Source organism: Streptomyces sp. NPDC026589 (genome assembly GCF_040638385.1).
GTDB lineage: Bacteria > Actinomycetota > Actinomycetes > Streptomycetales > Streptomycetaceae > Streptomyces.
Window position 1 is genome coordinate 112,490 of sequence record NZ_JBEZYG010000017.1, and the last position, 24,142, is coordinate 136,631.

At 72.4% G+C, this 24,142-nt stretch carries 11 protein-coding genes; 6 read left to right on the top strand and 5 right to left on the bottom strand.

The window, feature by feature from the left end:
* Positions 1-50 precede the first annotated feature (50 nt).
* The 4 genes from AB0F29_RS27585 to AB0F29_RS27600 all read right to left on the bottom strand — a co-directional run bounded on the left by AB0F29_RS27585 (position 51) and on the right by AB0F29_RS27600 (position 11,877).
* Positions 51-821, bottom strand: coding sequence for an SDR family oxidoreductase (locus AB0F29_RS27585; RefSeq protein WP_018961899.1), 771 nt, complete (start codon positions 819-821; stop codon positions 51-53).
* Positions 822-853: 32 nt separating this feature from the next.
* Positions 854-1,942 (bottom strand): guanitoxin biosynthesis L-enduracididine beta-hydroxylase GntD, encoded by a 1,089-nt coding sequence (gene gntD / locus AB0F29_RS27590; RefSeq protein ID WP_361877173.1) that lies wholly within the window; start codon positions 1,940-1,942, stop codon positions 854-856.
* Positions 1,943-2,140: 198 nt separating this feature from the next.
* A complete protein-coding gene (locus tag AB0F29_RS27595; protein WP_361877176.1) occupies positions 2,141-8,647 on the bottom strand; it encodes an amino acid adenylation domain-containing protein in 6,507 nt (2,168 codons plus the stop codon).
* Complete coding sequence (locus tag AB0F29_RS27600) at positions 8,644-11,877, bottom strand: amino acid adenylation domain-containing protein (protein ID WP_361877179.1); 3,234 nt, start codon at positions 11,875-11,877, stop codon at positions 8,644-8,646. Before AB0F29_RS27600 ends, AB0F29_RS27595 begins: the two co-directional genes overlap by 4 nt.
* 264 nt (positions 11,878-12,141) lie before the next feature.
* Between AB0F29_RS27600 and AB0F29_RS27605 the strand changes: the two genes are divergently transcribed.
* The 3 genes from AB0F29_RS27605 to AB0F29_RS27615 are packed head-to-tail and all read left to right on the top strand — an operon-like array spanning position 12,142 to position 15,188.
* A complete protein-coding gene (locus tag AB0F29_RS27605) occupies positions 12,142-13,854 on the top strand; it encodes an AMP-binding protein (protein ID WP_361877181.1) in 1,713 nt (570 codons plus the stop codon).
* A 60-nt stretch (positions 13,855-13,914) separates the two neighbouring features.
* A complete protein-coding gene (locus tag AB0F29_RS27610) occupies positions 13,915-14,253 on the top strand; it encodes a PadR family transcriptional regulator (protein WP_018961692.1) in 339 nt (112 codons plus the stop codon).
* Positions 14,250-15,188: a hypothetical protein gene (locus tag AB0F29_RS27615; RefSeq protein WP_361877184.1), complete on the top strand. Its 939-nt coding sequence runs from the start codon at positions 14,250-14,252 to the stop codon at positions 15,186-15,188. The genes AB0F29_RS27610 and AB0F29_RS27615 overlap by 4 nt, the downstream gene beginning before the upstream one ends.
* Positions 15,189-15,278: 90 nt before the next feature.
* Here the strand turns inward: AB0F29_RS27615 and AB0F29_RS27620 are convergent, their stop codons facing one another.
* The gene (locus AB0F29_RS27620; RefSeq protein ID WP_361877187.1) at positions 15,279-16,346 is read right to left on the bottom strand and encodes a diiron oxygenase; all 1,068 of its coding nucleotides are present in this window, start codon (positions 16,344-16,346) and stop codon (positions 15,279-15,281) included.
* A 214-nt stretch (positions 16,347-16,560) separates the two neighbouring features.
* Here AB0F29_RS27620 and AB0F29_RS27625 point away from each other — a divergent pair, with 214 nt between their 5' ends.
* The 3 genes from AB0F29_RS27625 to AB0F29_RS27635 all read left to right on the top strand — a co-directional run bounded on the left by AB0F29_RS27625 (position 16,561) and on the right by AB0F29_RS27635 (position 24,113).
* Positions 16,561-17,361 (top strand): alpha/beta fold hydrolase, encoded by an 801-nt coding sequence (locus tag AB0F29_RS27625; protein WP_361877190.1) that lies wholly within the window; start codon positions 16,561-16,563, stop codon positions 17,359-17,361.
* A gap of 155 nt (positions 17,362-17,516) precedes the next feature.
* Positions 17,517-23,840, top strand: a complete 6,324-nt coding sequence (locus AB0F29_RS27630) for an amino acid adenylation domain-containing protein (protein WP_361877193.1) — start codon at positions 17,517-17,519, stop codon at positions 23,838-23,840.
* A 63-nt stretch (positions 23,841-23,903) separates the two neighbouring features.
* Positions 23,904-24,113: an MbtH family protein gene (locus AB0F29_RS27635; protein ID WP_361877195.1), complete on the top strand. Its 210-nt coding sequence runs from the start codon at positions 23,904-23,906 to the stop codon at positions 24,111-24,113.
* Positions 24,114-24,142: the final 29 nt, after the last annotated feature.

Below are 24,142 nucleotides of genomic sequence, written 5' to 3' on the forward strand. Positions count from 1 at the left end.
GCGACAGCGGAAGGGCGCGGGCGGACGGCGGCCGGGCGCCGCCGTCCGGGTCAGCGCGTCGGCTCGGTGGGGCCGGGGAAGAACGCGGTGGTGGCACCGGCCGTCTCCGCGCCGTCCACGGTGAACTGCTGACCGGAGATGAAGGACGCCTGCGGCGAGGCCAGGAAGTGGAACACGTCCGCGATCTCCTCGGGCAGGGCGTGCCGCCGGGCCGGGATGCGTTCGTTGACCTCATCGAGCATCGCATCGGTGTACTCGGCGCGCTGCATGGGTGTCAGTACGGCGCCGGGGGCGACACACGCCGTCCTGATCAGCGGGCTCAGCTCCACGGCGAAGGTCTGGCACAGCGAGGCGACACCCGCCTTGCTAGCGTTGTAGTCCGCGTAGAGGGGGTAGCCGCGCGACCCGTTGACGGACGCCGTCGCCAGGAGCACTCCGTGCCCCTCCCGCAGCATGTGCGGAACGGCGTGCCGCCACAGGGCCAGGACACCCATCAGATTGACGTCCAGGGTGCGCCGGGCGTCCGCCTCGGTGAGGTCGAGGATGGAGTGCCGGACGCTGATGCCCGCGTTGGCGATGACGACGTCGACGCGGCCTCGCTCGGCGTGCACCCGGTCGACGGCCCCGCCCACGGCGGTCCAGTCGGCGATGTCGAGCATGACCGTCCGGATCTCGCCTCCCCCCTCGCGAGGACCGTCCGCCGCGCCCCCGGTGAGCGCCTGGATGTCGAGATTGACCACGTGGTCGCCCGAGCGGGCGAACCGCTCGGCGGTGGCGAGTCCGATACCGCTGGACGCGCCGGACACGATGACTGTGCGCATGATGCCTCTCCTGATCCTTCCGCCCGACCGGCTCAGACGATGACGCGGTGGTTGCCGCGTACGTATCCGCTGACGTTGCGGCGCAGATTGCGGCTGACGGTGAGCTTCTTCAGCCAGCGGTCGGTGCCGTCGTACCGGGCCGTGAACGACCGGCGGCCGTGGACGGCCCGGTAGTTGTCCACGATGAGCAGCGAGCCGGGGCCCACGGCGACGTCCCGCCGCACCCGGTGCAGCTCGGCCATCAGCCGGTCGAGCGCGCCCTCGGCCTCGGTGTCCCCCGGTGCGACCTCCATGAACGGCCGGTCGATGCGCAGGTAGGGATGGAAACGGTCGCCCGACAGAACGGGGGTCGGATCGGCGCCGTGGATCATCCCGTACAGCTTCTCCAGCGCGGGATGTGCGGGGTCCAGGGCCTCCAGCTGCCGTATGTGCTCGGTGTCCGGCATGATCCGGAAGCGGGGCTCGGCGAGTACCGCGCGGTCGTGCTCGCTCAGCCGGACGTCACGGACGGAGGCGACGATGGTCGGCACCGGGCCGGGGTTGCGCAGTCCGAAGAGCAGGAGGTAGTCACAGCGGTCGGGGTGGAAGCCGTCCTCGGTGTGGAACTCCAGCAGGCTCTCGCTGCCGTAGCCGCTCTGCCGCTGCTCGTCGCCCCGGATCGGCAGGATGTTCTGGATGATGCGCCCCTCCTGGAGGGTCTCCCAGCCGAACGGGTCGCCCAGTGCCATGCCGCACATCGCCAGCCACAGCTCCTGGGACCGGGCCGCGTCGGAGCGGATGGCGTGGCGCCAGTGGTCGGGTGTGGGTCCGATCAGCGCGTCGTCCACCGGGAAACCGTGCACCAGGCATGCGGCGGACCTCTCGGTCCTGCGGTAGGAGAGGAGGAAACGGCGCAGGCCGGCGGGGAGCAGTTCCTCGGCGGTCGGGGCGTGGTCGTAGAAGTCCGGCAGGCCGGGCGCCCCGTGGGCGGCACGGAGCCGTGCGGCGGCCTCCTCCAGCTGGGTGACTTCGGTGGCGTCCAGGTGGTATTCGGCGGGTGTGTCGCCGCGGTCGCTCCCCGGGGAGGCCACCGCGGCCACGTCCGGGGAAGGTACGTCAACAGTCGGGGTGCTAGTGGTCATGTCGGTTGTCCTCACCTGGTCGTGACCGCTCGGGTCGTCCGTCGTTCGGTCCTGTGCGGTCCGCGCCGGGTGGCCGGGCCGCGTGGTGGTGCGCACCGGGCCGGCCTGGCAGGGTCCAGGCCTTTCGTGGTCCGGCGATGGCGCTCGGTGCGGTGGTGCGTGTGCGGTGGTGCGTCGGCCCCCTCTGCGATGGGGCGGCTACCGCCAGTCCTCGGCGAACTCGTCGAGTTCGCTCTGGTCCAGGGTGATCAGCGGTTCCTGCGAGTCGGCCTCGTCGGCGTCCGCCGCCGGAACCAGGTCCTTGACCGCGGTGGCGAGCGCCGCCACGGTCTTGTGGGCGAACACGTCGCGCGGGGCGATGTCCAGACCCTCGGCGTGGGCCATCGTGACGAGCTTGATGGAGACGATCGAGTCGCCGCCCAGGTCGAAGAAGCTGTCGTCGATGCCGACGCCCTCCGTGCCGAGGGCCTTCTCGAACAACGCGCACAGCAGCTTCTCGCGCTCGGTCCGCGGTGCCCGGCCGCCGTCGGCTCCGGAGAGGTCGGGGGCGGGCAGAGCGGCGCGGTCGAGCTTGCCGCTCGGCGTCACCGGCAGGCGGTCGAGGGCGACGACGGCCACGGGCACCATGTGCTCCGGCAGTACGGCGGCGACGCGTTCACGGAGCGCGGCCGGGTCGAGCCGGCCGGCCGTCACCGGGGCCGCGTACGCCACCAGGCGTGGTGAGCCGGGGGTGTCCTCCCGTACGACCACGACGGTCTGCCCCACCGAGGGGTCGGCGGCGAGCACCGCCTCGATCTCGCCCGGCTCGATACGGAAGCCCCGTACCTTGACCTGCTCGTCGACGCGGCCCAGGTACTCCAGGCCCCCGTCCGCCGTGCGCCGCGCCAGGTCGCCCGAACGGTACATCCGCGCGCCCGGCGGGCCGTACGGGTCGGCCACGAAGCGCTCCGCGGTGAGCCCGGACCGCCGCAGATAGCCGCGGGCGAGGCCCTCGCCCGCCAGGTAGAGCTCACCCGCCACCCCGACGGGCGTCGGCCGCAGGGAGTCGTCCAGCACCTGGACCCGGGCGCCGACGACCGGGCCGCCCATCGGCGGAGCGGTCCGCCCGGACAGCGGGCGGCTCATCGTCGCCATGACGGTCGCCTCGGTGGGACCGTACGCGTTGACCATGCGGCGCCCGGCCGACCAGCGTGCGACCAGGTCCGGCGGGCACGCCTCGCCGCCCACGACGAGGGTGACCCCGGAGGGCAGGGCGTCCTCGGGCAGCACGGCGAGCGAGGACGGCGGCAGCAGGAGCGCGGTCACACCGTGGCGCGCCACGGTCCGCGCGAGGGCCGGTCCGGGGAGCAGCTCGTCGGGGTCCGCGGTCACCGCGCTCGCCCCGGTCAGGAGCGCCGTGGCCAGTTCCCATACGGACGCGTCGAAGCTCGGCGAGGCGAACAGCAGCACCCGTTCCCGCGCACGGAGGGCGAGCCCGTCGCGCTGCTGGGCGATCAGGGCGGCGATCCCGAGGTGGGACACCACCACGCCCTTGGGGCGGCCGGTCGACCCGGAGGTGTAGATCAGATAGGCGGCGTTCGCGGGCCGCAGCGGCGATACCCGGTCGGCGTCGGTGAGAGTCGCCCCGGAGAGGCCGGCAGTCAACTCCTCTTCTGCGTTCAGGAGTTGGGTGGCGTTTTCGGCATCCGGCCCGGGCCCGTCCAGGCACAGCACCTCCCCCGCACCGGCCTCGGCCATGACCGCCGCGCCCTCACCGGTGGTGAGGACGAGATCCGGCCGCGCGTCATCGATCAGGTAGCGGAGCCGGTCCGGCGGGTAGCCGAGGTCCAGCGGAAGATAGGCCGCGCCGGCCTTGAGGACCGCCAGGACCGCCAGGACGGACCGCGCCGACTTCGGCATGGCGATCGCCACGACACACTCCGGACCGATGCCCCGGTCCACCAGCGCGCGGGCGAGCCGGTTGGCCTGGACATCGAGGTCCCCGTAGGTGAGGGCCAGTTCGTGGTCGTACACCGCGACGGCGTCGGGTGCGGCCCGTACCCGCTCCTCGAAGAGTTCGGGGAAGGTCGCCGTCCGCTCGTGGGCCGCCCCTTGCGCCGCGGCCAGGAGCTGACCGCGCTCCCGGTCCGTGAGCAGGTCGATCCGGCCCAGGGGTACGGTCCGGTCGCGCACGAAGGAGTCGAGGACCTTGCGCACCCGGGCGAGCAGCGCACCGGCCGCCTCGGCCGTGAACAGGTCGGCGCGGTAGCTGAGTTCGAGGCTGAGCCGCTCGTCGGGCATGACGACCAGGCTGAGCGGATAGTGCGAGGCGCCGGATACGGGCTCCTCGTCGAGGGAGATCCGCAGGCCCGGGACCTGCTCCTGGATGGCCGCCCCGTCGAAGGGGGTGTTCTCGAACCCGATGACGGTGTCGAAGAGATCCCCCAGTCCCAGAGCCCGCTGCACGTCGGGGAGCCCGACATGGTGGTGCGGGCGCAGCTCGGCCTGGTGCGACTGGAGGTCGGTCAGGACGTGGTCGAGCGATCGCGCGGGGTCCAGCCGTACCCGTACGGCTACGGTGTTCATGAAGAGGCCGACGATCTCCTCGACGCCGGCCAGCTCCGGGGGGCGCCCGGCAGTCGTCGCGCCGAACACGATGTCGTCGCGCCCCAGTCGGTGTCCGAGCGCCACCGCCCAGGCTCCTTGGACGACCGTGTTGAGCGTCAGGCCCGCGCCGCGCGCCGCGGCGGTGAGCGCGTCCGTCCCCGCCGCGTCCAGGACCTCCGTCACCAGGTGGGGCACGGTCGCGGTGGCCGCCTCGGCGCCCGGGGCGACCAGCGTCGGTTCGTCGATGCCGGCCAGGGCCTCGCTCCAGGCCAGCGTCGCCCGCTCGTCCTCCTGCCGGCCGAGCCAGCCGAGGAAGTCGGTGAACTGGGCCACGGGCCGGCCCCGGTCGGCTCCGCCGCGGGCGTAGAGGGAGAAGACGTCACGGAAGAACAGCGGCAGCGACCATCCGTCGAGCAGGGCGTGGTGGTAGGTGGTCAGCAGGGCGTGGTCGTCGGCCCCGAGCCGGACCAGGGTGACCCGCATCAGCGGAGGGGCGGTGAGGTCGAAGCGGGTGACGCGGTCCTCGTCGACCAGCTCCGCCAGTCGCCGGCGGCGTTCGTCCTCACCGTGACCGGAGAGGTCGATCTCCCGCCACGGGACGCGCAGCCCCTCGTGCACCACCTGGACGGAACGGCCCGAGGCCAGGAGCCGGAACGAGACGCGCAGCCCGGTGTGGCGGGCGAGTGCCGCGTCGAACGCCTTGCGCAGCACGGCGGACGTCAGTGGCCCCTCCAGCCGTGCGGGCGCCTGGGCGGTGTAGACGTCGATGCCGTCGGCGGCCAGCAGGGCGTGGAAGTGCATGCCCTGCTGGAGCGGGGTGAGAGGCAGTACGTCGGCCGGCTCGTGTCCGTCGGCGGTGATCTCCGCCAGCTCGGCGTCGTTCAGCGACAGCAGCGGCCCGGTGCCGGAGCCCGCCGCCGCCGTGGGGGCCTTCCCCTCGATGTCCTCGGCCGCCTCGGCGAGCTTGGCGATGGTCTTGTGGACGAAGACGTCCCTGACGGCGATGGCGAGTCCGGCCCGGTGGGCGCGGGCCGCGAGCTGCATCGAGATGATGGAGTCGCCGCCGAGGTCGAAGAAGCTGTCGTCGACGCCGATACGCGACTGCCCCAGCACCTCCGCGAACACCTCGTGCAACACCAGCTCCCGCTCGGTGACCGGAGCCCGGTACGCCCCCGCCGCCCGGAACTCCGGCACCGGCAACGCCCCCCGGTCCACCTTCCCGTTCGGCGTCAGAGCGAACGACTCCACCACCATCACCACCGCCGGCACCATGTACTCCGGCAACCGCCCCGCCACGAACTCACGCAACGCGCCCACGTCCGGCCGCCCACCGGAGGCGGCCCGTACGTAACCGACGATCCGGCGGGCGCCCTCGGCGTCGGCGGACACCGCCGCGACCGCCTGGCCCACCGAGGGGTGGTCGGCCAGAACGGCCTGGATCTCGCCGAGTTCGATGCGGTGGCCGCGCACCTTGACCTGGAAGTCGGACCGGCCGCGGTACTCCACGACACCGTCGGGCCGGCGGCGCCCGAGGTCGCCGGTGCGGTACATCCGGGCGCCCGCCGGGCCGAACACGTCGGCCACGAAGCGCTCCGCCGACAGGCCGGGGCGGCCCAGGTAACCGCGGGCGACCCCGTCACCGGCGATGTACAGCTCGCCGACGACCCCGGCCGGCACCGGCCGCAGGAACGCGTCCAGGAGGTAGACCCGGGTGTTGTCGGCGGGGACACCGATGGCGGGCGGGTCCGCCGCCGCACCGGGTGAGCCGCCGGGGTGCCAGAGCATCGCGTCGACCGTGCACTCGGCGGGACCGTAGAGGTTGTAGACCGACAGGCCGGGCACGCCGCGGAGTTCGGTCCACAGGTCGTCGCCCACCTCCTCGCCGCCGAGCGCGAGGACACGCACGCGGTGCCGCTCCCCCGCCGCCTCGAACATGCCCGCGTCGAGCATCTGCCGGGCGACGGAGGGTGTGGTGTCGATGACGTCGATCCGTGCTTTTGCCGCGTGGCGGACGAGTGCCAGGGAATCCTTGCGCACGGTGTCGCCGACGATGTGCAGTTCGTGTCCGGCCACCATCCACAGGAGCTGGCTCCAGGAGGCGTCGAAGCCGAGCGAGTTGGTGAGCGCGGCACGCAGCGGCCGGCCGGCCGCCCTCGCCCGCTCGGGTTCGAAGAAGTTCGCCCGGTGGCTGTGGAACATGTTGGCCAGGTTGCGGTGTTCCACGGCCACACCCTTGGGGCGCCCCGTGGAGCCCGAGGTGTAGATGACGTACGCGAGGTGGGCGGGCAGCAGCGCACCGGTACGGTCGTCGTCGTCGAGGTCCGTCCCGTCCGCGGGCGGAATGGCCTCGTCGAGCAGCAGCGCCGGCACCGATTCGGGTACGTCGCCCGCCGTGGCGACGGAGGCCAGGACGAGGGCCGGCCCGGCCTCCGCGCAGATCGCCGCGATGCGCTCCGCGGGGTGGTCGACGTCGATCGGCAGGTACGCCGCGCCCGACTTGAGGACTGCCAGGATCGCCACCACGGCGTCCGTGGAGCGCGGCACGGCGACGCCGACGAGGTCGCCCGGCCCCACGCCACGGGCTGCGAGCAGCCGGGCCAGGCGGTTGGCGTCGGCGTTGAGCAGAGCGAAGGTGAGGCTGGTCGTGCCGTCCGTGACGGCCACCGCGTCGGGCGTCGCACGGACCTGTGCCTCGAAGAGACCGGGCAGCGTGCCGGCCGGCCGCTCGACGGCGTGTCCGCTCGCCTCGCGCAGGATCTCGCGCCGCTCGGCGTCCGTCCGCGAGGGGAGCCTGCCGGCCTGCTCGTCGGGCCGGGCGGCGATGTCCTCCAGCAGACCGGTCAGCCGCCGCAGCAGTCCGCTCGCGGCGTCGGCGCTGTAGACGTCCTCGCGGTAGTTGAGTTCGAAGCGGAGCCGGCTGCCGGGGTGGACGGCCAGGCTCAGCGGGTAGTGGGTGCCCTCGAACGCCTCGTCGACGGCGTCCCGCAGGAGGCCGACGTCGAGCCCGGGCACCGAGGCGCCCTGGACGGCCTGTTCCACGGGAACGTTCTCGAAGGCGACGGTGGTGTCGAAGAGTTCGGTGGCGCCGACGGCGCGGTGGATCTCGGCGAGGCCGAGGTATTCGTGGCCCATCACGGTCGTGTGGTCGTGCTGGATGCGGGCCAGCAGCTCCGCCACCGGCTCCGCCGGATCGACCCGTACCCGGGCGGGCACGGTGTTCATCATCAGGCCCACCATGCGGTCGCTGCCGGGCAGCTCCGGCGGGCGGCCCGCGACGGTGTTCCCGTAGACGACGTCCTGGCGTCCGGTCAGCTCGGTCAGCAGCAGCGCCCAGGCGCCCTGGACCAGGGTGTTGATGGTGAGTTCGCGGCTCCGGGCCAGGGTGGCGAGTTCCGCCGCCGCCCGGTCGGACAGCTCCGTCACGACGCGACGCTGTCCCCGGTCCGAGGAGCCAGTGCCGGCGCCGTCCGCGACGAGCGTGGCGCCGTCGACCCCCGAGAGCACGCCCTTCCAGGCCCGCTCGGCCTGTTCCCTGTCCTGCTCGCCGACCCAGCCGAGATAGTCCTGGAAGGGCACCGTCGGCTCCAGCCGCTCGGCCGTGCCGCCGGCCCCGTAGATGCGGAACAGATCGCCCAGGATCAGGGGCAACGACCAGCCGTCCAGCAGGATGTGGTGGTTGGTGATCAGCAGGATGTGCCGGTCGGGGGCGAGCCGTATCAGCGTGAACCGGAGCAGCGGCGGCTTCGCCATGTCGAAGCGCCTCGCGCGCTCCTCGGTGAGCAGCCGGGAGAGGCGTGGCTTCCGTTCCTCCTGGCCGAAGCCGGAGAGGTCGATCTCCTCCCACGGCGGCTCGACCGCCCGCGCGACGGCCTGGACGGCCTCGCCGGAGCGGCGGCGCAGGAATCCCGCCCGCAGGCTCGCGTGCCGGCCGACCAGCGCGCCGCAGGAGGCACGCAGCAGGTCGGTGTCGAGCGCCCCGGTCAGCTCCAGCGGCGTCTGGACGTTGTAGAAGTCGACGCTCCGGCTGTCGGCTCGTCCCTCCTCGTAGAGGGCGTGGAAGAGAATGCCCTGCTGCAACGGCGAGAGCGGCAGGACCGCTTCCAGGGATGTCTGTCTCACGGTGCTGTCCCCCACTGGGCTTCGAGCTCGTCGAGTTCTTCCGCGTCGATCCGCACCAGGTCCCCGGTACGGGCGGTCGCGGACCGCTCGCCGACGTCCTCGGCCGTCTCGGCGAGCTTGGCGATGGTCTTGTGGACGAAGACGTCCTTGACGGCGATGGCGAGTCCGGCCCGATGGGCCCCGGACGCCACCCGTACGGCGATGATGGAGTCGCCGCCGAGGTCGAAGAAGCTGTCGTCGACGCCGATACGCGACTGCCCCAGCACCTCCGCGAACACCTCGTGCAACACCAGCTCCCGCTCGGTGACCGGAGCCCGGTACGCCCCCGCCGCCCGGAACTCCGGCACCGGCAACGCCCCCCGGTCCACCTTCCCGTTCGGCGTCAGAGCGAACGACTCCACCACCATCACCACCGCCGGCACCATGTACTCCGGCAACCGCCCCGCCACGAACTCACGCAACGCGCCCACGTCCGGCCGCCCACCGGAGGCGGCCGGGGTCACGTAGGCCACCAGGTGCCGGTGGCCCGGCCGGTCCTCTCGGACGGCCGCCACGGCCCGGTCGGCTCCGGGTGCCTCGGCGAGAACGCTCTCCACCTCGCCGAGTTCGATGCGGAAGCCCCGTATCTTGACCTGGCTGTCGGCGCGGCCCAGGTAGGACAGCTCGCCGCTCTCCGACCGGCGTGCCACGTCTCCCGTCCGGTACATCCGGGTGCCGGGCGCGCCGAAGGGGTCGGCGACGAACCGTTCCGCGGTGGTTCCGGGTCGGCCGAGGTAGCCGCGGGCGAGCCCGTCACCGCTCAGGTACACCTCGCCCGCCACTCCGGGCGGCACCGGCCGCAGCGCGTCGTCGAGCAGCCGGACGCGGGTGCCGGGGACAGCGCGGCCCATGGGCGGGACGGTCCGCCCGGACAGGGCGCCGGTCTGGGTCGCGATGACCGTGGACTCGGTGGGGCCGTAGGCGTTGACCATGTGCCGGCCGGGCGACCAGCGGGCGACCAGGTCCGGTGGGCACGCCTCGGCGCCGACGACCAGGTTGATCCCGTCCGGGAGCCCCCCGGCCGGCAGGGCCGCCAGCGTGGACGGGGCCAGCAGCAGACAGTCGACGCCGAGTTCGGCGACGAGCTCGGCCAGGGGCGGCCCGGGCGTGAGCCGTTCGGCCGGGGCGACCACCGCGGCGGCGCCGGTGAGGAGCGCCGTGCACAGCTCCCATACGGAGGCGTCGAAGCTGGGCGAGGAGAACTGGAGGACGCGGGTCCCGGGCGTCAGGCGCAGCAGGTCGCTCTGGTGGCGTGTCAGCGCGGCGAGTCCGGTGTGCGTGACGACGACGCCCTTGGGCCTGCCGGTCGACCCGGAGGTGTAGATGACGTACGCCGGGTGCGTCGGGCGCAGAGGCGTGCGGCGGTCCCGGTCGTCGAGATCGTCGCCGTCGGTGTCGCCGCCCGTCGGCGGGTGGCCGACGGGAGCGGCCGCCTCGTCCAGGTAAAGGCGCGGCACCGTGGGGGCGAGCGTGGGGTCGTCGGCGGCGCGGGCCGTCAGCAGCAGCAGCGGTGCGGTGTCGTCGAGCATGGCGGTGACCCGGGACCGCGGGTAGTCGAGGTCGACCGGGAGACAGGCCGCGCCCGACTTCAGCACGGCCACCGTGGCGGTCAGGGCGGTGCTGCCGCGCGGCAGGGCGACCGCCACCAGCCTCTCGGGGCCGGCACCGTGCTCGACCAGCACCCTCGCCAGTCGGTTGGCGCGGGTGTTGAGCGCCGCGTAGTCGAGGGACTCGGACGGGGAGAGCACGGCGCACGCGTGCGGGGTCCGCCCGGCCTGCTCCTCGAACAGCTGCGGGAAGGTGCGCGGGACGACGGGTTCCGCGTACGGCCGGGGGCTGCCCGCGGCGAGGGTCCGCGCGCGTTCCGCCGCGGTCAGGACCTCGACGCGGGCGAGCGGCACATCCGCGGGAGTGGCCAGGAAGCGGGCGAGGAAGTCCGTGAACCGGTCCTGGTGGGTGTGGAGTTCGGCGATGTCGTACCGGTCGGGGTTGGCCTCGAACTCGATGCGCATGCCCCGGCCGCCCGGATCGGGGTGGCAGGTGATGTTGAGGTCGGTGACGGGTCCCCCGGACAGCGCCATCACCTCGGCCTCGCGGCCGGTGAACGCGGTCTCGGACCCCGACGGCATGATGTTCACGAGCACCCCGAAGAGCTGCTCGTTGGTGCCGAGCATGCGCAGGTCACGCCGGAGTTCGTCGTACGGGTAGCGCTGGTGGGTGAGCAGTTCCCCCAGACGCCGCGCGACCTGCCGCACCAGCTGGGCGCGGTCGGCCGACGGGTCGACGGTGATCCGCAGCGGAAGCGTGTTCGACAGCATGCCGGGCACGTTCTGGGACCTCGCCCCGAGCCGCGCGGTGGTGGGCACCCCGATCGTCAGGTCCTGGGCACCCGTCATCCCGTGCAGATAGGCGGCGACCGCCGCCAGCATCGGCACCGTCCAGGGAGTGCGGGCGTCGCGCCCGGCGGTGTGCAGCGCCCGCAGTCCGGCCGGCGGAAGCATCGTCGTCGTGGCGATCGCCATGCCCGCCGCGGCCGTCGGTGCTCCCGGCGCCAGAGCGGCCGTCTCGGGCCGGTCGGCGAAGACGCCGGCCCAGTACGCCCGGTCCGCGGTGTAGTCCGCGGACGCGCGGTAGGCGCTCTCGTCCGCCAGCAGGTCCTGGAGCCGGCCCAGCGGTTCACCGTCGGGTTCCGTCCCGGCGGCCAGCGCCTCGTAGCACGCGGAGATCCGGCGCGAGTGCAGCACCGACCCGAAGGCGTCGGACAGGATGTGGTGGCTGCGCTGGTACCAGACGTGGTGATCGGCTCCGACCCGTATGAGGATGTGCGCCGACAGCGCGTCCTTCTCCAGGTCGAGCGGGTTGGCGCGGTCACGGTCGATCAGCGTCCGCGCGGCGGCGAGAGGGTCCGGCTCGCCGCTGAGGTCGTACTCCTGCCACGTCGAACAGCCGGGCGGGACCGGCCGCTGGTACGTGCCGTCCGGCCGCTCCACCAGTTCGACGTCGAAGCTTCCGCTCTCCCCCTCGGCCCGGCGGATGGCGCGCTGGAGCAGCCCGCCGTCCAGCGGCCCGCGTACCTCCATGGCGACCATGGTGTTGTAGGCCGGGTTGGCGGGGTCGAGCCGTTGGGCGAAGAACACCCCCCGCTGGGCCGCCGTCAGCGGCAGCAGACCGTTCTCGGCGCGTGAAGTCATCGGGTCGTAACCGCTCTCTCGTGCATCCCCGCGAGCCTGGAGGCCCGGATCTCGCGACGATGCTGCATCGCCCGCCGGTGCGGAAACCAGGCAACCGAACCGGCAATCAGCGGCGCTGTTCGAAATGCCGCCCGGTCCGCGCCGAGTTACCGGCCGCTTGCCTGGTTCTCGTACGGGAGGCGGGTGATGCTGCGGCGAGCCGGGCACGGCGCCACGCCTCGCGTGTGCCGGACGTGCCACGAACTTCTGGAGAGGACAGGGACGTTGGGAGACCGGGACCGAGGCCTGCTCGATTGGCTGGACCAGCCGTCCACCGAGCGCGGCCTGTACTACGCGGACTCCGCCGACGGATGGGATTTCTGGTCCTACCGCGATCTGGCCGCGCTGGTGCTGAGAACCGCCGCCGCCCTGCGGGCCCAGGGGGTCGGGCAGGGCGACGTCGTCGCCCTGGTGCTGCGCTCCAGTCCGGGTTTCGTCGCCGGTTTCTTCGGCGCGCTGGCGGCCGGTGCGACGCCGTGCTCCATCCCTCCGCCCTTCGCCTTCCAGCACGCCGACGAGTACGAGAGGCACGCGAGCCATCTGTTCGGGACGGCCGCGCCCCGGTTCACCATCTGCGACGACGAGTCGCTGGAGCAGATCCGTAAGATCGCGAGTGGGCTGGGGCTGAAGGAGCCGGTCGCCTTCGACGAACTCGTCCTCGGCGCGCAGCCGTTGGAGCGGCCGATGCCGCTGCCGGAGACCGCGCTGATCCAGTTCACCTCCGGGTCGAGCGGCTTCTCACGCGGCGTGCTGATCTCCGCCGACGCCCTGCGGACCAACCTCGCCGGAATGGGGCAGTGGCTGGGCTGCGCGCCCCAGTACCCGGCGATCAGCTGGCTGCCGGTCCACCACGACATGGGCCTCGTCGGCTTCCTGCTGAACGTCGTCGTCACCGGCTTCGACGGCTGGATGATGCAGCCGGACGACTTCATCCGCTCGCCGCTGCGGTATCTGCGCTGCATCAGCGACCAGGGCGCCGTCATGACGGCCATGCCCAACTTCGGACTGGCGTACATCCTTCGCCGGGTGAGACCGGCCGACCTGCGGGAGCTGCGCTTCGACTCGGTCCGGTGCGTGATCATCGGCGCGGAGCGGGTCGACCGGCAGGTGCTCGATGACTTCCACGCCCTGCTGGGGCCGCACGGTCTCGACCGCGGCGCGCTGCTCCCCGCCTACGGCAGCGCCGAGGCGACCCTCGCGGTGACCGGTCTGGCCCCCGGGGAGGGCTGGTCGGCGCAGGCGCCGGACGCCGGGGACGCGGCGTCCCTCGCCGGAGCGGCGGTGGTCGGCTGCGGCCGTCCGCTGGAGGGCAGGACGGTGCGGATCCTGTCCGAGGAGGGTAAGGAACTGCCGGACGGGCGGGTCGGCGAGATCGTCGTCACCGGGGTGTCGATCGCGAGCGGGTACATCGGTGCCACCGGGTCCGCCTCCGGTACCAGCGTCGGTGACGGGGGCCTCGCCACCGGTGACGCGGGGTTCCTGCGGGACGGCCAGCTCTTCGTGATCGGCCGGCTCGGCGACGGGCTGAAGGTGAACGGGAAGATGGTCTTCGCCGAGAGTCTGGAGGCCCTGCTGCACCACCGGGGCATTCCCGAGCGGCGCGTCGCCGTCCTGCTGGGGGTACGCGACGGGGTGCCGACCGGCGTGGCGGTGTTCGGCGGCGTGCGGCCCGGCTGGCGGGAGGCCGCCCACGAGGTTCTCTCCGCATGGCTCGGCGACGCGGAGCTCCACATGGTCGAGCTGCCCCGTGGCGGTGTCTCGGTCACGTCGAGCGGAAAGCCGCGCCGGAGGGTCATCTGGAAGGCGCTCTGCGCGGGCGAGTTCGACGCGACGACCCGGCCGCTGACGGCGGAGGTGGAGGAGGACGCGGAGGCGGAAAAGGTGAAGGAGAAGGACGCGGCGGCGGAGAGGGAGAAGGCGCAGGTCGCGGCGGACTGATCCGTCCCGGGCGAACCGTACGCGTGACAATAGTGTGTGCCGCACAGTATAGTGCGGCGCATGGCTACAGAAGAGATCGCTCTTGGCCAGGCCCAGGAGCTGCGGCGCGGCACGGTCGTCCTGGCCTGCCTCGCGCTGCTCCGCAAGCCGCAGTACGGCTACGCGCTGCTGGAGACACTCAACGACGCGGGTGTCACCGTCGACGGCAACACCCTCTACCCCTTGCTGCGCCGACTCGAGAAGCAAGGCCTGCTCACCAGCGAATGGAACACCGACGAGTCCCGGCCACGGAAGTTCTACCGGGTGAGCCCCGAGGGCTCCCGGGTACGCACCTCACTGGTGCGCGAATGGCAGGACCTCGTCGCCTCGATCTCACGGCTTACCAAGGAGAATGGATGAGCACGAACACGCTCACCGAGCGCTACGTGCACGAGGTCGTCCGACGACTGCCCGCGGATCAGCGCGACGACATCGCCGACGAGCTGCGCACCACCATCGCCGACACCATCGAAGCACGCGACCCGGCCCGTCCCGAGGCGGTCGAACGCGAGGTGCTGAGCGAGATGGGCGATCCGATCCGGCACGCCGCGCGCTACACCGACCGGCCGCTCGCCCTGATCGGCCCCGATCTCTACCCGACCTACATCCGGCTGCTGGTCTTCCTGCTGACCACCGTGCTGCCGGTGCTCACCGCCGTGTTCGTGCTGCTGGAGATCGTGGACGACAACGGCCTCGGGGCGGCCGTGGGCGCCGGCGTCGAGACGGTGTTCACCGTGGGCGCCCAGATGGTCACCGTACTCACCGTGCTGTTCGCCGTCGCCGAGCGCGTCGGCCATCGGAAGGGGACTCTCATCCGTACCACCGACTGGACCCCCGACGACCTGCCCGAGACCCGTGAGCCCCAGAAGGCCGGCACCGGTGCCGTCCTGACGGCGGTCTGGTACGCGCTGCTGCTCGGCCTGACCGTCTGGCAGCAGCTCTCCGAGCCCTACGGGACCGACGGCGGGGAGCGGATCGCCGTACTCGACCCGGACCTGTGGTCGGGGTGGATGTGGCCGATCCTCATCGGGCTCGCCGGCCTCTTCGTGCTCGCTCTGGTCCGTGTGGTCACGCACGGCTGGACCAGCCGGCTGGCCGTCCTGCACGCCGTCGCCCAGGCGGTGTTCGTGCTGCCGCTGGCCTGGGTCCTCCAGCAGCGGCAGATCTTCAACCCGGACTTCCTGGCGGACGTCACCGACAACACGACGTCCGAGGTCTACACCGGAGTGGCGCTGATCGTCCTGGTCGCGAGCCTGATCGCGGTCGTCAACGGCTTCCGCGCGGCGAAGAAGTAGGACGGGAGGAAGGCGAGGGAAGCGGGAACGCCGGTGCCGATGTCACCCGAGGTGACATCGGCACCGGCGCGACGGTGGAGGAGCCCGGAGTCAGCGCGTCACCGCCATGATCTCGGGACGCACCAGGTTCTCCGCCAGCAGCAGGCTCTTGACCCGGTCCGAGAGCATGCCCAACTGCCGCAGGACATGGATGACCTGCTGGAACAGCATCTGCCGGTAGGTGGCCATCATCGGGTTCGTCCGGGCGAACAGCAGCCCCTTCTCCACGTCGAGGTCCATCCGCTCCCAGACCTCGCGCAGCATGAACCGGCGCGACATCAGCTGGATGGCCTCCAGCAGGAAGTCCTCGCGCTCACGCAGCTCGGCGGCGGTCACCTGCCCGTACATGCCGGTGAGCGCGGTGACCCCGAAGGCGATGTGCCGGGCCTCGTCGCTCGCGACCATCTTGGTGATCTGCCGGATGATCGGGTCCCCGAAGCCGCTGCTCGCGAGCCGCAGCGCGGTGATCGCCAGCCCCTCCACCACCACCTGCATGCCGAGGTAGACGATGTCCCACCGGGATTCCGACAGCAGGTCGTGCAGCAACGTCTTGAGCCCGGGATTGATCGGGTAGGAATCGCCCAGCTTCTCGTCGACATAGCGGGCGAACGCCTCGACGTGCCTCGCCTCGTCGGCGACCTGCGAGGCCGCGTAGGTCTTGGCATCCATGTCCGGCACCGTCTCCACCAGCCGGGCGGTGGTCACCAGCGCGCCCTGCTCGCCGTGCAGGAACTGGCTGCACATCCACGACTGGTACTGCCAGCGGAACTGCGTCAGCAGTTCGCGGGGCACGGGGCTTCCCTCGCCGACGACGAAGGACGCGAGTCTCCCCCCGCTCTCCTCCGACAACTCCGACCCGAAGTGGATCTCGTGGTCCCAGTCGATGTCGGTGGTGGCGTTCCACTGCGAGACCTTGTTCTTCTCGTAGAGGTTCCACACCCGGCTGTCGCGCTGGCCGTAGTCCCAGTTCAGGATGGCCTTGAACATCGCGTCGACCTCCATGAGGTCCGCGGTGACGGTGTCCAGTGTGAAGAAGGTCGATTCGGCCGAGCCGGTCGTGGCGGCAGACCCGCCGGGAGCGGCCGCCGAGCCGGTCACCGAGTCCGGAACTGTGGTCATTGGATTACGGTCCACCCCTCGGGCACGGAACAGGACTGACGCTCGTGGAGTCTGACGCGCCCCGGAACAGCTCTCCAGGCACCCCGTGGGGCAACTTGGCGGCAGACCGGTTGCCGGTCCCCTGCCTGGCCCCGCCGCCACCCGCCGAACCATGATGCCCCGGAGGGGCTGCCGCCCCGCACGACCGTCGGCCGACCGAAGGGGCGGGACGCGCATGACCGCCGTCGCACCACCCACCCGCTCAGGGAACCCGTCCGGTTCGCGAGGCGCACCGGCTCCCGATGACGACTGTCCCTGGATCGTGGGCCGGGTCCGCGCGTCACGGCCCCGGACGCGGCTGTTCTGTCTGCCGCAGGCGGGCGGCAGCGCGGCCTCGTTCGCCCCGTGGCGTCTCGCCCCGCCCTCCGGCATGGAGCTCGCGACGGTGGAGCTGCCGGGCCGGGGCGTACGCGGCACGGATCCGCTGCCGGAGACCATGGAGGAACTGGCCGACGCGGTGATCGACGGCATCGCGGACGAGTTCGACCTGCCGTACGCGATCTTCGGCCACAGTTTCGGCGCGCTGCTCGGCTACGAGATCGCCGTCCGGATCGCGCGTCGCGGCCTGACCCCGCCGCGCGCCCTGCTGGTGTCCGCGGCACGGCCGCCGCACACCCCGGTGCGCCGCCGCGTATCGGACCGGGACGACGCCGGGCTGCTCGCCTGGCTGAACAGCTTCGGCGGCATTCCTTCGGAACTGTCACGCTATCCGGCGTACTTGCGGCACGCGCTGCGCACCGTCCGCCGCGACCTCGCCCTCACGGAGGCCTACCTGGCCCCCGGCCCGGAGCGGGTCGACTGCCCGCTGCATGTCCTCGGCGGTACGGACGACCCGCTGATCAGCGGGGAGCAGTTGGAGCGCTGGCGGGACTGCGCGGCGGGCGAGTTCTCCCTCCGGCTGCTGCCCGGCGGGCACGACTACCTCTTCACCGGCGCGCCCGCGACGCTCGACGCCCTCAAAACGACGCTGCGCTGAGGGCGGGAGCCGGGCGGGGAAGCTGCCGGTCCACTGCCTGTCCCCGCACGCGAACCGTGCGGCAGCATCGCGCTGTCGGCCGCGTCGGCGTCCTCCGCACACCGCCCGCCGCCTTGTCACCGCCACCACCGACCGCTCACGGGGATGACCTCACAGTGAACGAAGCGACCGAGTCGCCGATCGAGATGGCGCTGCCCCTCACGCCACTGCAGGAGGGCATGCTCTTCCACGCGCTGTACGACTCCGAGACGGTGGACGTCTACAACATCCAGGCCGGCTTCGAACTGACCGGGGAGATCTCGGCGGAGCGTCTGCGCGCGGCCTGCTCCGCCACGCTCCGCCGCCATGCCGCCCTGCGGGCCGGTTTCCGGCTGCGCGCCAACGGGAAACCCGTGCAGTTGGTCCGCCGCGTCGTGGAGACGCCGTGGACGGAACTCGACCTGTCGGCGGAGTCCGAGTCCGGACGGCGGTCGAGGCTGCTGGCCTTCCTGGAGGAGGAGCGGCTGCGCCGCTTCGAGATGGGGGCGCCACCGTTGATGCGGTTCGCGCTGATCCGCTTGGCGCCCGACCACCATGCCTTCGTCATGACCTACCATCACATTCTGCTGGACGGGTGGTCCCTGCCACTCGTCCTCCAGGACCTGCTGGCGTTCTACCGGAGCGACGGCGACGACGCCGGACCTGGCCCCCTCACCTCCTTCTCGGACTTCCTCAGGTGGCTCTCCCGCCAGGACCGGCCCGCCGCGGAACAGGCATGGCGCGACGCCCTGCACGGTCTGGACGAACCGACACTCGTCGCCCCCGGCGCGCCCTTCGCGGAGGCGATGCCCGGGCTGGCCTTCGTGACGCTGTCCGAGCAGGCGACCAAAGCGCTGACCGCGACCGCCCGGGAGTACGGCCTCACGCTCAACACCGTCGTCCAGGGCGCCTGGTCGCTGCTCCTCTCGCTGCTGACAGGGCGCGACGACGTGGTCTTCGGCCAGACCGTGCACGGCCGCCCGCCACAGCTCCCCGGGGTCGACTCGGTCGTGGGCCTGCTCATGAACGCGATCCCGGTACGGGTACGGATCGCCCCCGAGGACGCGATGGCCGCCCTCTTCGCCCGGATCCAGGACGAGCAGGCCGCGCTCGCCCCGCACCACCACCTGGGACTGGCCGAGGTGCAGCGGCTGGCCGGGCTCGGCGCTCTCTTCGACACCTCCACCGGCTTCGGCAACGCGCCCTTCGACTGGGAGGCCGTCCAGGACGGTCCGGCCGGCCTGCGAGTGACGCTGCTGGAGGGGGACAAGGATGCGGCCGGACAGCAGGAGATCACCGGATCGACCCACTACCCCCTGAGTGTCTTCGCCGTCCCCGGCCCCAGCCTGCGGCTCGAACTCAACTACCGCACCGATCTGTTCGACGCCGAACGTGTCGAACTGATCGGCTCCCGTCTGAGGTTGCTGCTCAAGACGTTCGCCGAACAGCCCACGACGCCGGTCGCCGCCGTTCCGCTGCTGACCCGCGAGGAACGGGAGCAGGTGATCGGCGACCGGGGAGGCCGTCGAGCGGAGTCCGGGCACGTTCCCGACCGCGTACCGGCGACACTCACCGAGCGGTTCGAGGCCCAGGTGCGCGCCACACCCGACGCCCCGGCCGTGGCGGACGGGGAGCGGTCGCTCAGCTACCTCCGGCTCGACGCGGAGGCGAACCGGCTGGCACGGCTGCTGCTGGCCCGTGGGGTGCAGCCCGGCGGCCTCGTCGCCGTGGCGCTGCCGCGCGGTACGGACCTGATCGTGGCGCTGCTCGGCACGCTGAAGGCGGGAGCCGGATACCTGCCGATCGATCCCTCCTATCCCGCCGAGCGCGTCTCGTTCATGCTCGACGACGCCTCCCCGTCCGTCGTCGTCTGCGCCGGCGCCACCCGCCCGGCGCGCATCACGCATCCGTCGGTCGTCCCGCTCGCCGCCGCCGCCGTGCGGGAGGAGCTGGCACTGCTGCCCTCGCACCCCGTGGAGGACGGCGAACGCGGCGCGCCGCCGCGGCCCGCGGACGCCGCGTACGTCATCTACACCTCGGGGTCGACCGGCCGGCCCAAGGGCGTCGCCGTCGAGCACCGTACGGTCGACAGCTACCTCGCCTTCGCCCGCGCCGCCTACCCCGGCCTCGCCGGACAGGCGCTGGTGCACTCACCGCCCTCCTTCGACCTCACGGTCACCGGCGTCTTCGGCCCGCTGACCTCCGGCGGTCTGGTGCGCATCGTCGACCTGGAGGACTTCGACGCCCCGGCCGACGCCACCCCGCCGCCCACCTTCGTCAAAGCCACGCCCAGCCACCTGCCGGTGCTGACCGCGTCGTCCGGCTGGTACTCACCGACCGGGGAACTGGTCCTGGGCGGTGAACAACTCAACGGCGAGGCGCTGGCCCCCTGGCGTGCGGCCCACCCGGGCGTGACCGTCGTGAACGAGTACGGACCCACGGAGGCCACCGTGGGATGCATGGAGTACCGCCTGGAACCCGGCGATCCGCTGCCGGGGGGCGCGGTGCCGATCGGCCGTCCGGTCCCCGACGCCCGTGTCTACCTCCTGGACCGTTTCCTGCGTCCCGTCCCCGCGGGCCTGCCCGCCGAGCTGTACATCGGCGGTGACGTGCTCGCCCGCGGCTACGTCAACCGGCCCGGGCTCTCCGCGTCCCGCTTCGTCGCCGACCCCTTCGGCCCACCCGGTTCCCGGATGTACCGCACCGGTGACATCGCGTGCCGGCGGCCCGACGGCATCCTGGTCTACCGAGGCCGGTCCGACGACCAGGTCAAGGTCCGCGGCTTCCGGATCGAACTGGGCGAGGTGGAGACCGTCGTCGCGGCCGATCCCGCCGTCGCCCTGGCCGCGGCGGCCGTACGGAAGGACCGGCACGGGAACGAGCGGTTGGTGGCCTATGTCGTACCGGCGGCCGACCCGGCCGCGGACCTTGCCGCGCTGGCGGACCGGATCGGGGCGCGGCTGCCCGCGAACATGGTTCCCTCGGCGTTCGTCACCCTGCCCGCACTGCCGATGAGCCCGAACGGCAAGGTGGACCGGGCCGCGCTGCCGGCCCCGGACGAGGCGCGCGAGTCCGGGCAGCGGCAGCGGGCGGACCGGGCGCGGGACGAGAGCGTCGAGACCGTTCTCGTCGGACTGTTCGTCCAGGTGCTCGGTGTGGACGGCGCCGTGGCGGCGGACGACTTCTTCGCCCTCGGCGGCGACTCCATCACCGCCATCCAACTCGTCGTCCGCGCCCGCGCCGCGGGCTTCCACCTGACCCCGAAGCACGTCTTCACCCACCGCACCGCGAGCGCTCTCGCCGCCTTCCTCATGGCGAGCCCGACGGACGCGGTAAACGCCTCGGGCGGCGGCTCGGGCGCGGCCGACCCGGGGGCGCGGTGGCCGGCGGACGTGATCCCCGCGACGCCGATCATGCTCTGGCTGCGGGAGCAGGGCGGAACGACCGACGCGTACCACCAGTCGACCCTGCTCCGGGTGCCGGCCGCACTCGACGCCGACCTGCTGGCCACCGCCGTTCAGGCTCTCGCCGAGCGGCATCAGTCGCTGCGCGCACGTCTCCAGGAGGACGGGGCGCTGACGCTGGACCCGGCGGACCCGGTGAAGTCGGCGGACCCGGCGGACCCGGTGAAGTCGCGCAACTCGGTACGCCGGGTGGATGTCGTGGGTCTCGCGCCGGATGGCGTCCGTCTGCGGATCGCCGCGTGCGCCCGCGAGGACGCCGACTCCCTCGCCCCACGCGCCGGCGCCATGCTGCGGGTGACCTGGTTCGACGCCGGGGAGGGCGCCCAGGGCAGGTTGCTCGTCACCGTCCACCACCTGGCCGTCGACGCGGTCTCCTGGCACATCCTGCTGACCGACCTGTACGGCATCTGGCAGGACCTGGCAGCGGGTGCCGTCCCGGAGACGGGTCCGGTGCCGTTCTCGATGCGGGAGTGGAGCCTGCTGCTCCGCGCCGAGGCGGAGGCACCCGCCCTGCGGGACGAACTGCCCCACTGGCGGCGGACTCTCGGCAGAGGACGGGGGCCGGGTGACGGCAGGCTCGCCGACGTGGAGCTCTCCCCGTCGCACGACGTCTACGCGACGGCCGGTGAACTCTCCCTCACCCTTCCGCCGGAGCTGACCGCCCCGCTGCTCACGACCGTGCCCGCCGTCTTCGGCACCCACACGAACGAGGTACTGCTCACCGCCCTCGCGGTGGCCGTCGCCGCCTGGCGTCGTGACCGCTCGCCCGACGAGGGCGACAGCACGGCCGTACTGATCGACGTCGAGGGCCACGGCCGTGAACAGCTGTCCGAGGACGTCGACCTGTCCGGCACCGTCGGCTGGCTGACCACGCTGTACCCGGTCCGCGTCGACGCCAGGATCGCCGACTGGGCGCCGGACGACGATCCGGCCGGAGCCCGCCTCGGCGAGGCCGTGCGCCGGGTCACGGCCCAGGTCGAGGCCATCCCCCGGCGCGGCACCGGCTTCGGTCTGCTGCGCTACCTGAACCAGGAGACAGCCGCCGAGCTGGCGGCCCGCCCCGCACCCCAGATCGGGTACAACTACCTCGGGAGACAGGGCGGCGCGGGGACCACCGACTGGAGCGTGGCCCCCGAGTCGGACGTGCTGCCCCTCGGGGCCGACCCCCGTATGCCCATGGCGCACGTCGTCGAACTGACCGCGGCGGTCAGCGACGGCGCGGAAGGGCCACGCCTGGTCACCCACTGGCTGTGGGCCCGCCGGCTGCTGACCGACCAGGACGTCGCCGAGCTGGGCCGGCACTGGTTCGCGGCGCTGCGCGCGCTGGTGGAGCACGGGACGAGCACGGAGGCCATCGTCCCGCGGCAGACGATGCCGCCCGCCCTGCCGCGGGAGGGCGGGCCACTGGGCGGAGAACCGCTCGACCGGCACGACACCGAGCTCGCCGGTCTCGGCGCCCGTATCGGTCTGCCCGTCGTCGAGGCCCTGCCGATGACGCCGCTCCAGGAAGGGCTGCTCTTCCACGCCCGGTACGACAGCCGGGACCTTGATGTCTACAACGTGCAGATCTCGCTGGAGGTGCGGGGCCGGCTCCACGCCGAGCGGTTCCGGGGCGCCTGCGACGCTCTCCTGGAACGGCACCCGATGCTGCGGGCGGCCTTCCTGCAGAAGCGGTCCGGGGAGCCGGTCCAGGTGATCCCGGAGCGGACGGCCATGCCGTGGCACGTCCATGACCTGACCGGCCTCGACCCGCACGAACAGGCCGACCGGCTGGCGGCGGTGCTGGCGGCCGACCGGCGCCGGCGCTTCGACCCCGCCGAGCCGCCGCTGATGCGCTGCACCCTGGTCGGCCTGGGCGAGGAGCGGCAGAGAATCGTCCTGACCATGCACCACCTGCTGGTGGACGGCTGGACCACCTCACTGCTGCTGCGCGACCTGCTCGCCCTCTACGACCACGGCACCGCGAGCGGGCTGCCCGCACCCGGCCACTACCCCGACTATCTGCGGTGGCTGGCCGGACAGGACCGCGAGAAGTCGCGTACGGCCTGGCTGGAGGCGCTGGCGGGTCTGAAGGAGCCCACGCTGGCCTGTCCCGGCACGGACACCGCGCGGATACGCGTTCTTCCGGAGCGGACCGTCGTCGCCCTCTCCGAAGCGGACACCTCCGCGCTGCTCGACATCTCGCGCCGTCACGGTGTCACGCTCAACACCCTGGTCCGGGTCGCCTGGGCGCTGTGCCTGCACCGGCGGACCGGGCAGCTGGACATCACCTTCGGGGCCACGGTCTCGGGCAGAGTGGCCGAACTCCCCGGCGTCGAGGAGATGGTGGGGGTTTTCATCAACACCGTGCCGGTACGAGTGCGTCTCGACCCGTCCGAGCCGGTGGCCGAACTGCTCGAACGCCTCCAGGGAGAGCACGCCGAACTCCTCGACCACCACTACCTCCCGCTGAGCGACATCCAGCGGGCGGTGGGACTGGGGACCCTGTTCGACAGTTGCGTCGTCTTCGAGAACTTTCCGACCGCCGAGACCCTGCCGAGCGGTCCGGACAACGGCTTGCGGCTGACGGATGTCGTCGGCCACGACGCCTATCACTATCCGCTCAAGCTGATGGCCGCACCCGGTCGGCAGCTGGAGCTGGAGATCAGCTACCGCCCGGACCTGTTCGACGCACCACTCGGGCAGCAGGTGGCCGATCGTCTACGGGAACTGCTGATCGAGCTGCCCGGAGCGCTGGCCCTCCCGACGGGCCGGTTCCTGGAACACACTCCCGCACCACCTGCCGAACCAGGGCAGCAGATGATGTGCGAGCTGATCGCCGAGGTGCTGGGCCGCGACTTCGTCCATGCCGACGAGGACGTGTTCGAGCTCGGCTGCGACTCCCTGACGGCCCTGCGCCTGGCGGGCCGGATCGAGACGGAGCTGGGACGGCCCGTCGACGTGGAGAGCGTCTTCCGCTGCCGTACCGCCCGCGCCCTCGGCACCGCACTCGCCTGAGGCCGCCCACGCGAAGCCCGGAATCAGCCCGGGCCGACCCCCGAGAACAGAGAGACTCAAACCATGACAAACCCCTTCGACAACGAAGACGGCGTCTTCCACGTGCTCGTCAACGAGGAGCGCCAGCACTCCCTGTGGCCCGCGTTCGTCGAGGTCCCGGCCGGCTGGAACGTGGTGGTGTCGGACAGCACCCGGCAGACCTGCCTCGACCACATCGAGAAGAACTGGACCGACCTCCGGCCCGCCTCGCTCGCCGCGACCGACGCGGCCTGACCCGTTTCCCTCATCGAACGCTCCGGCAG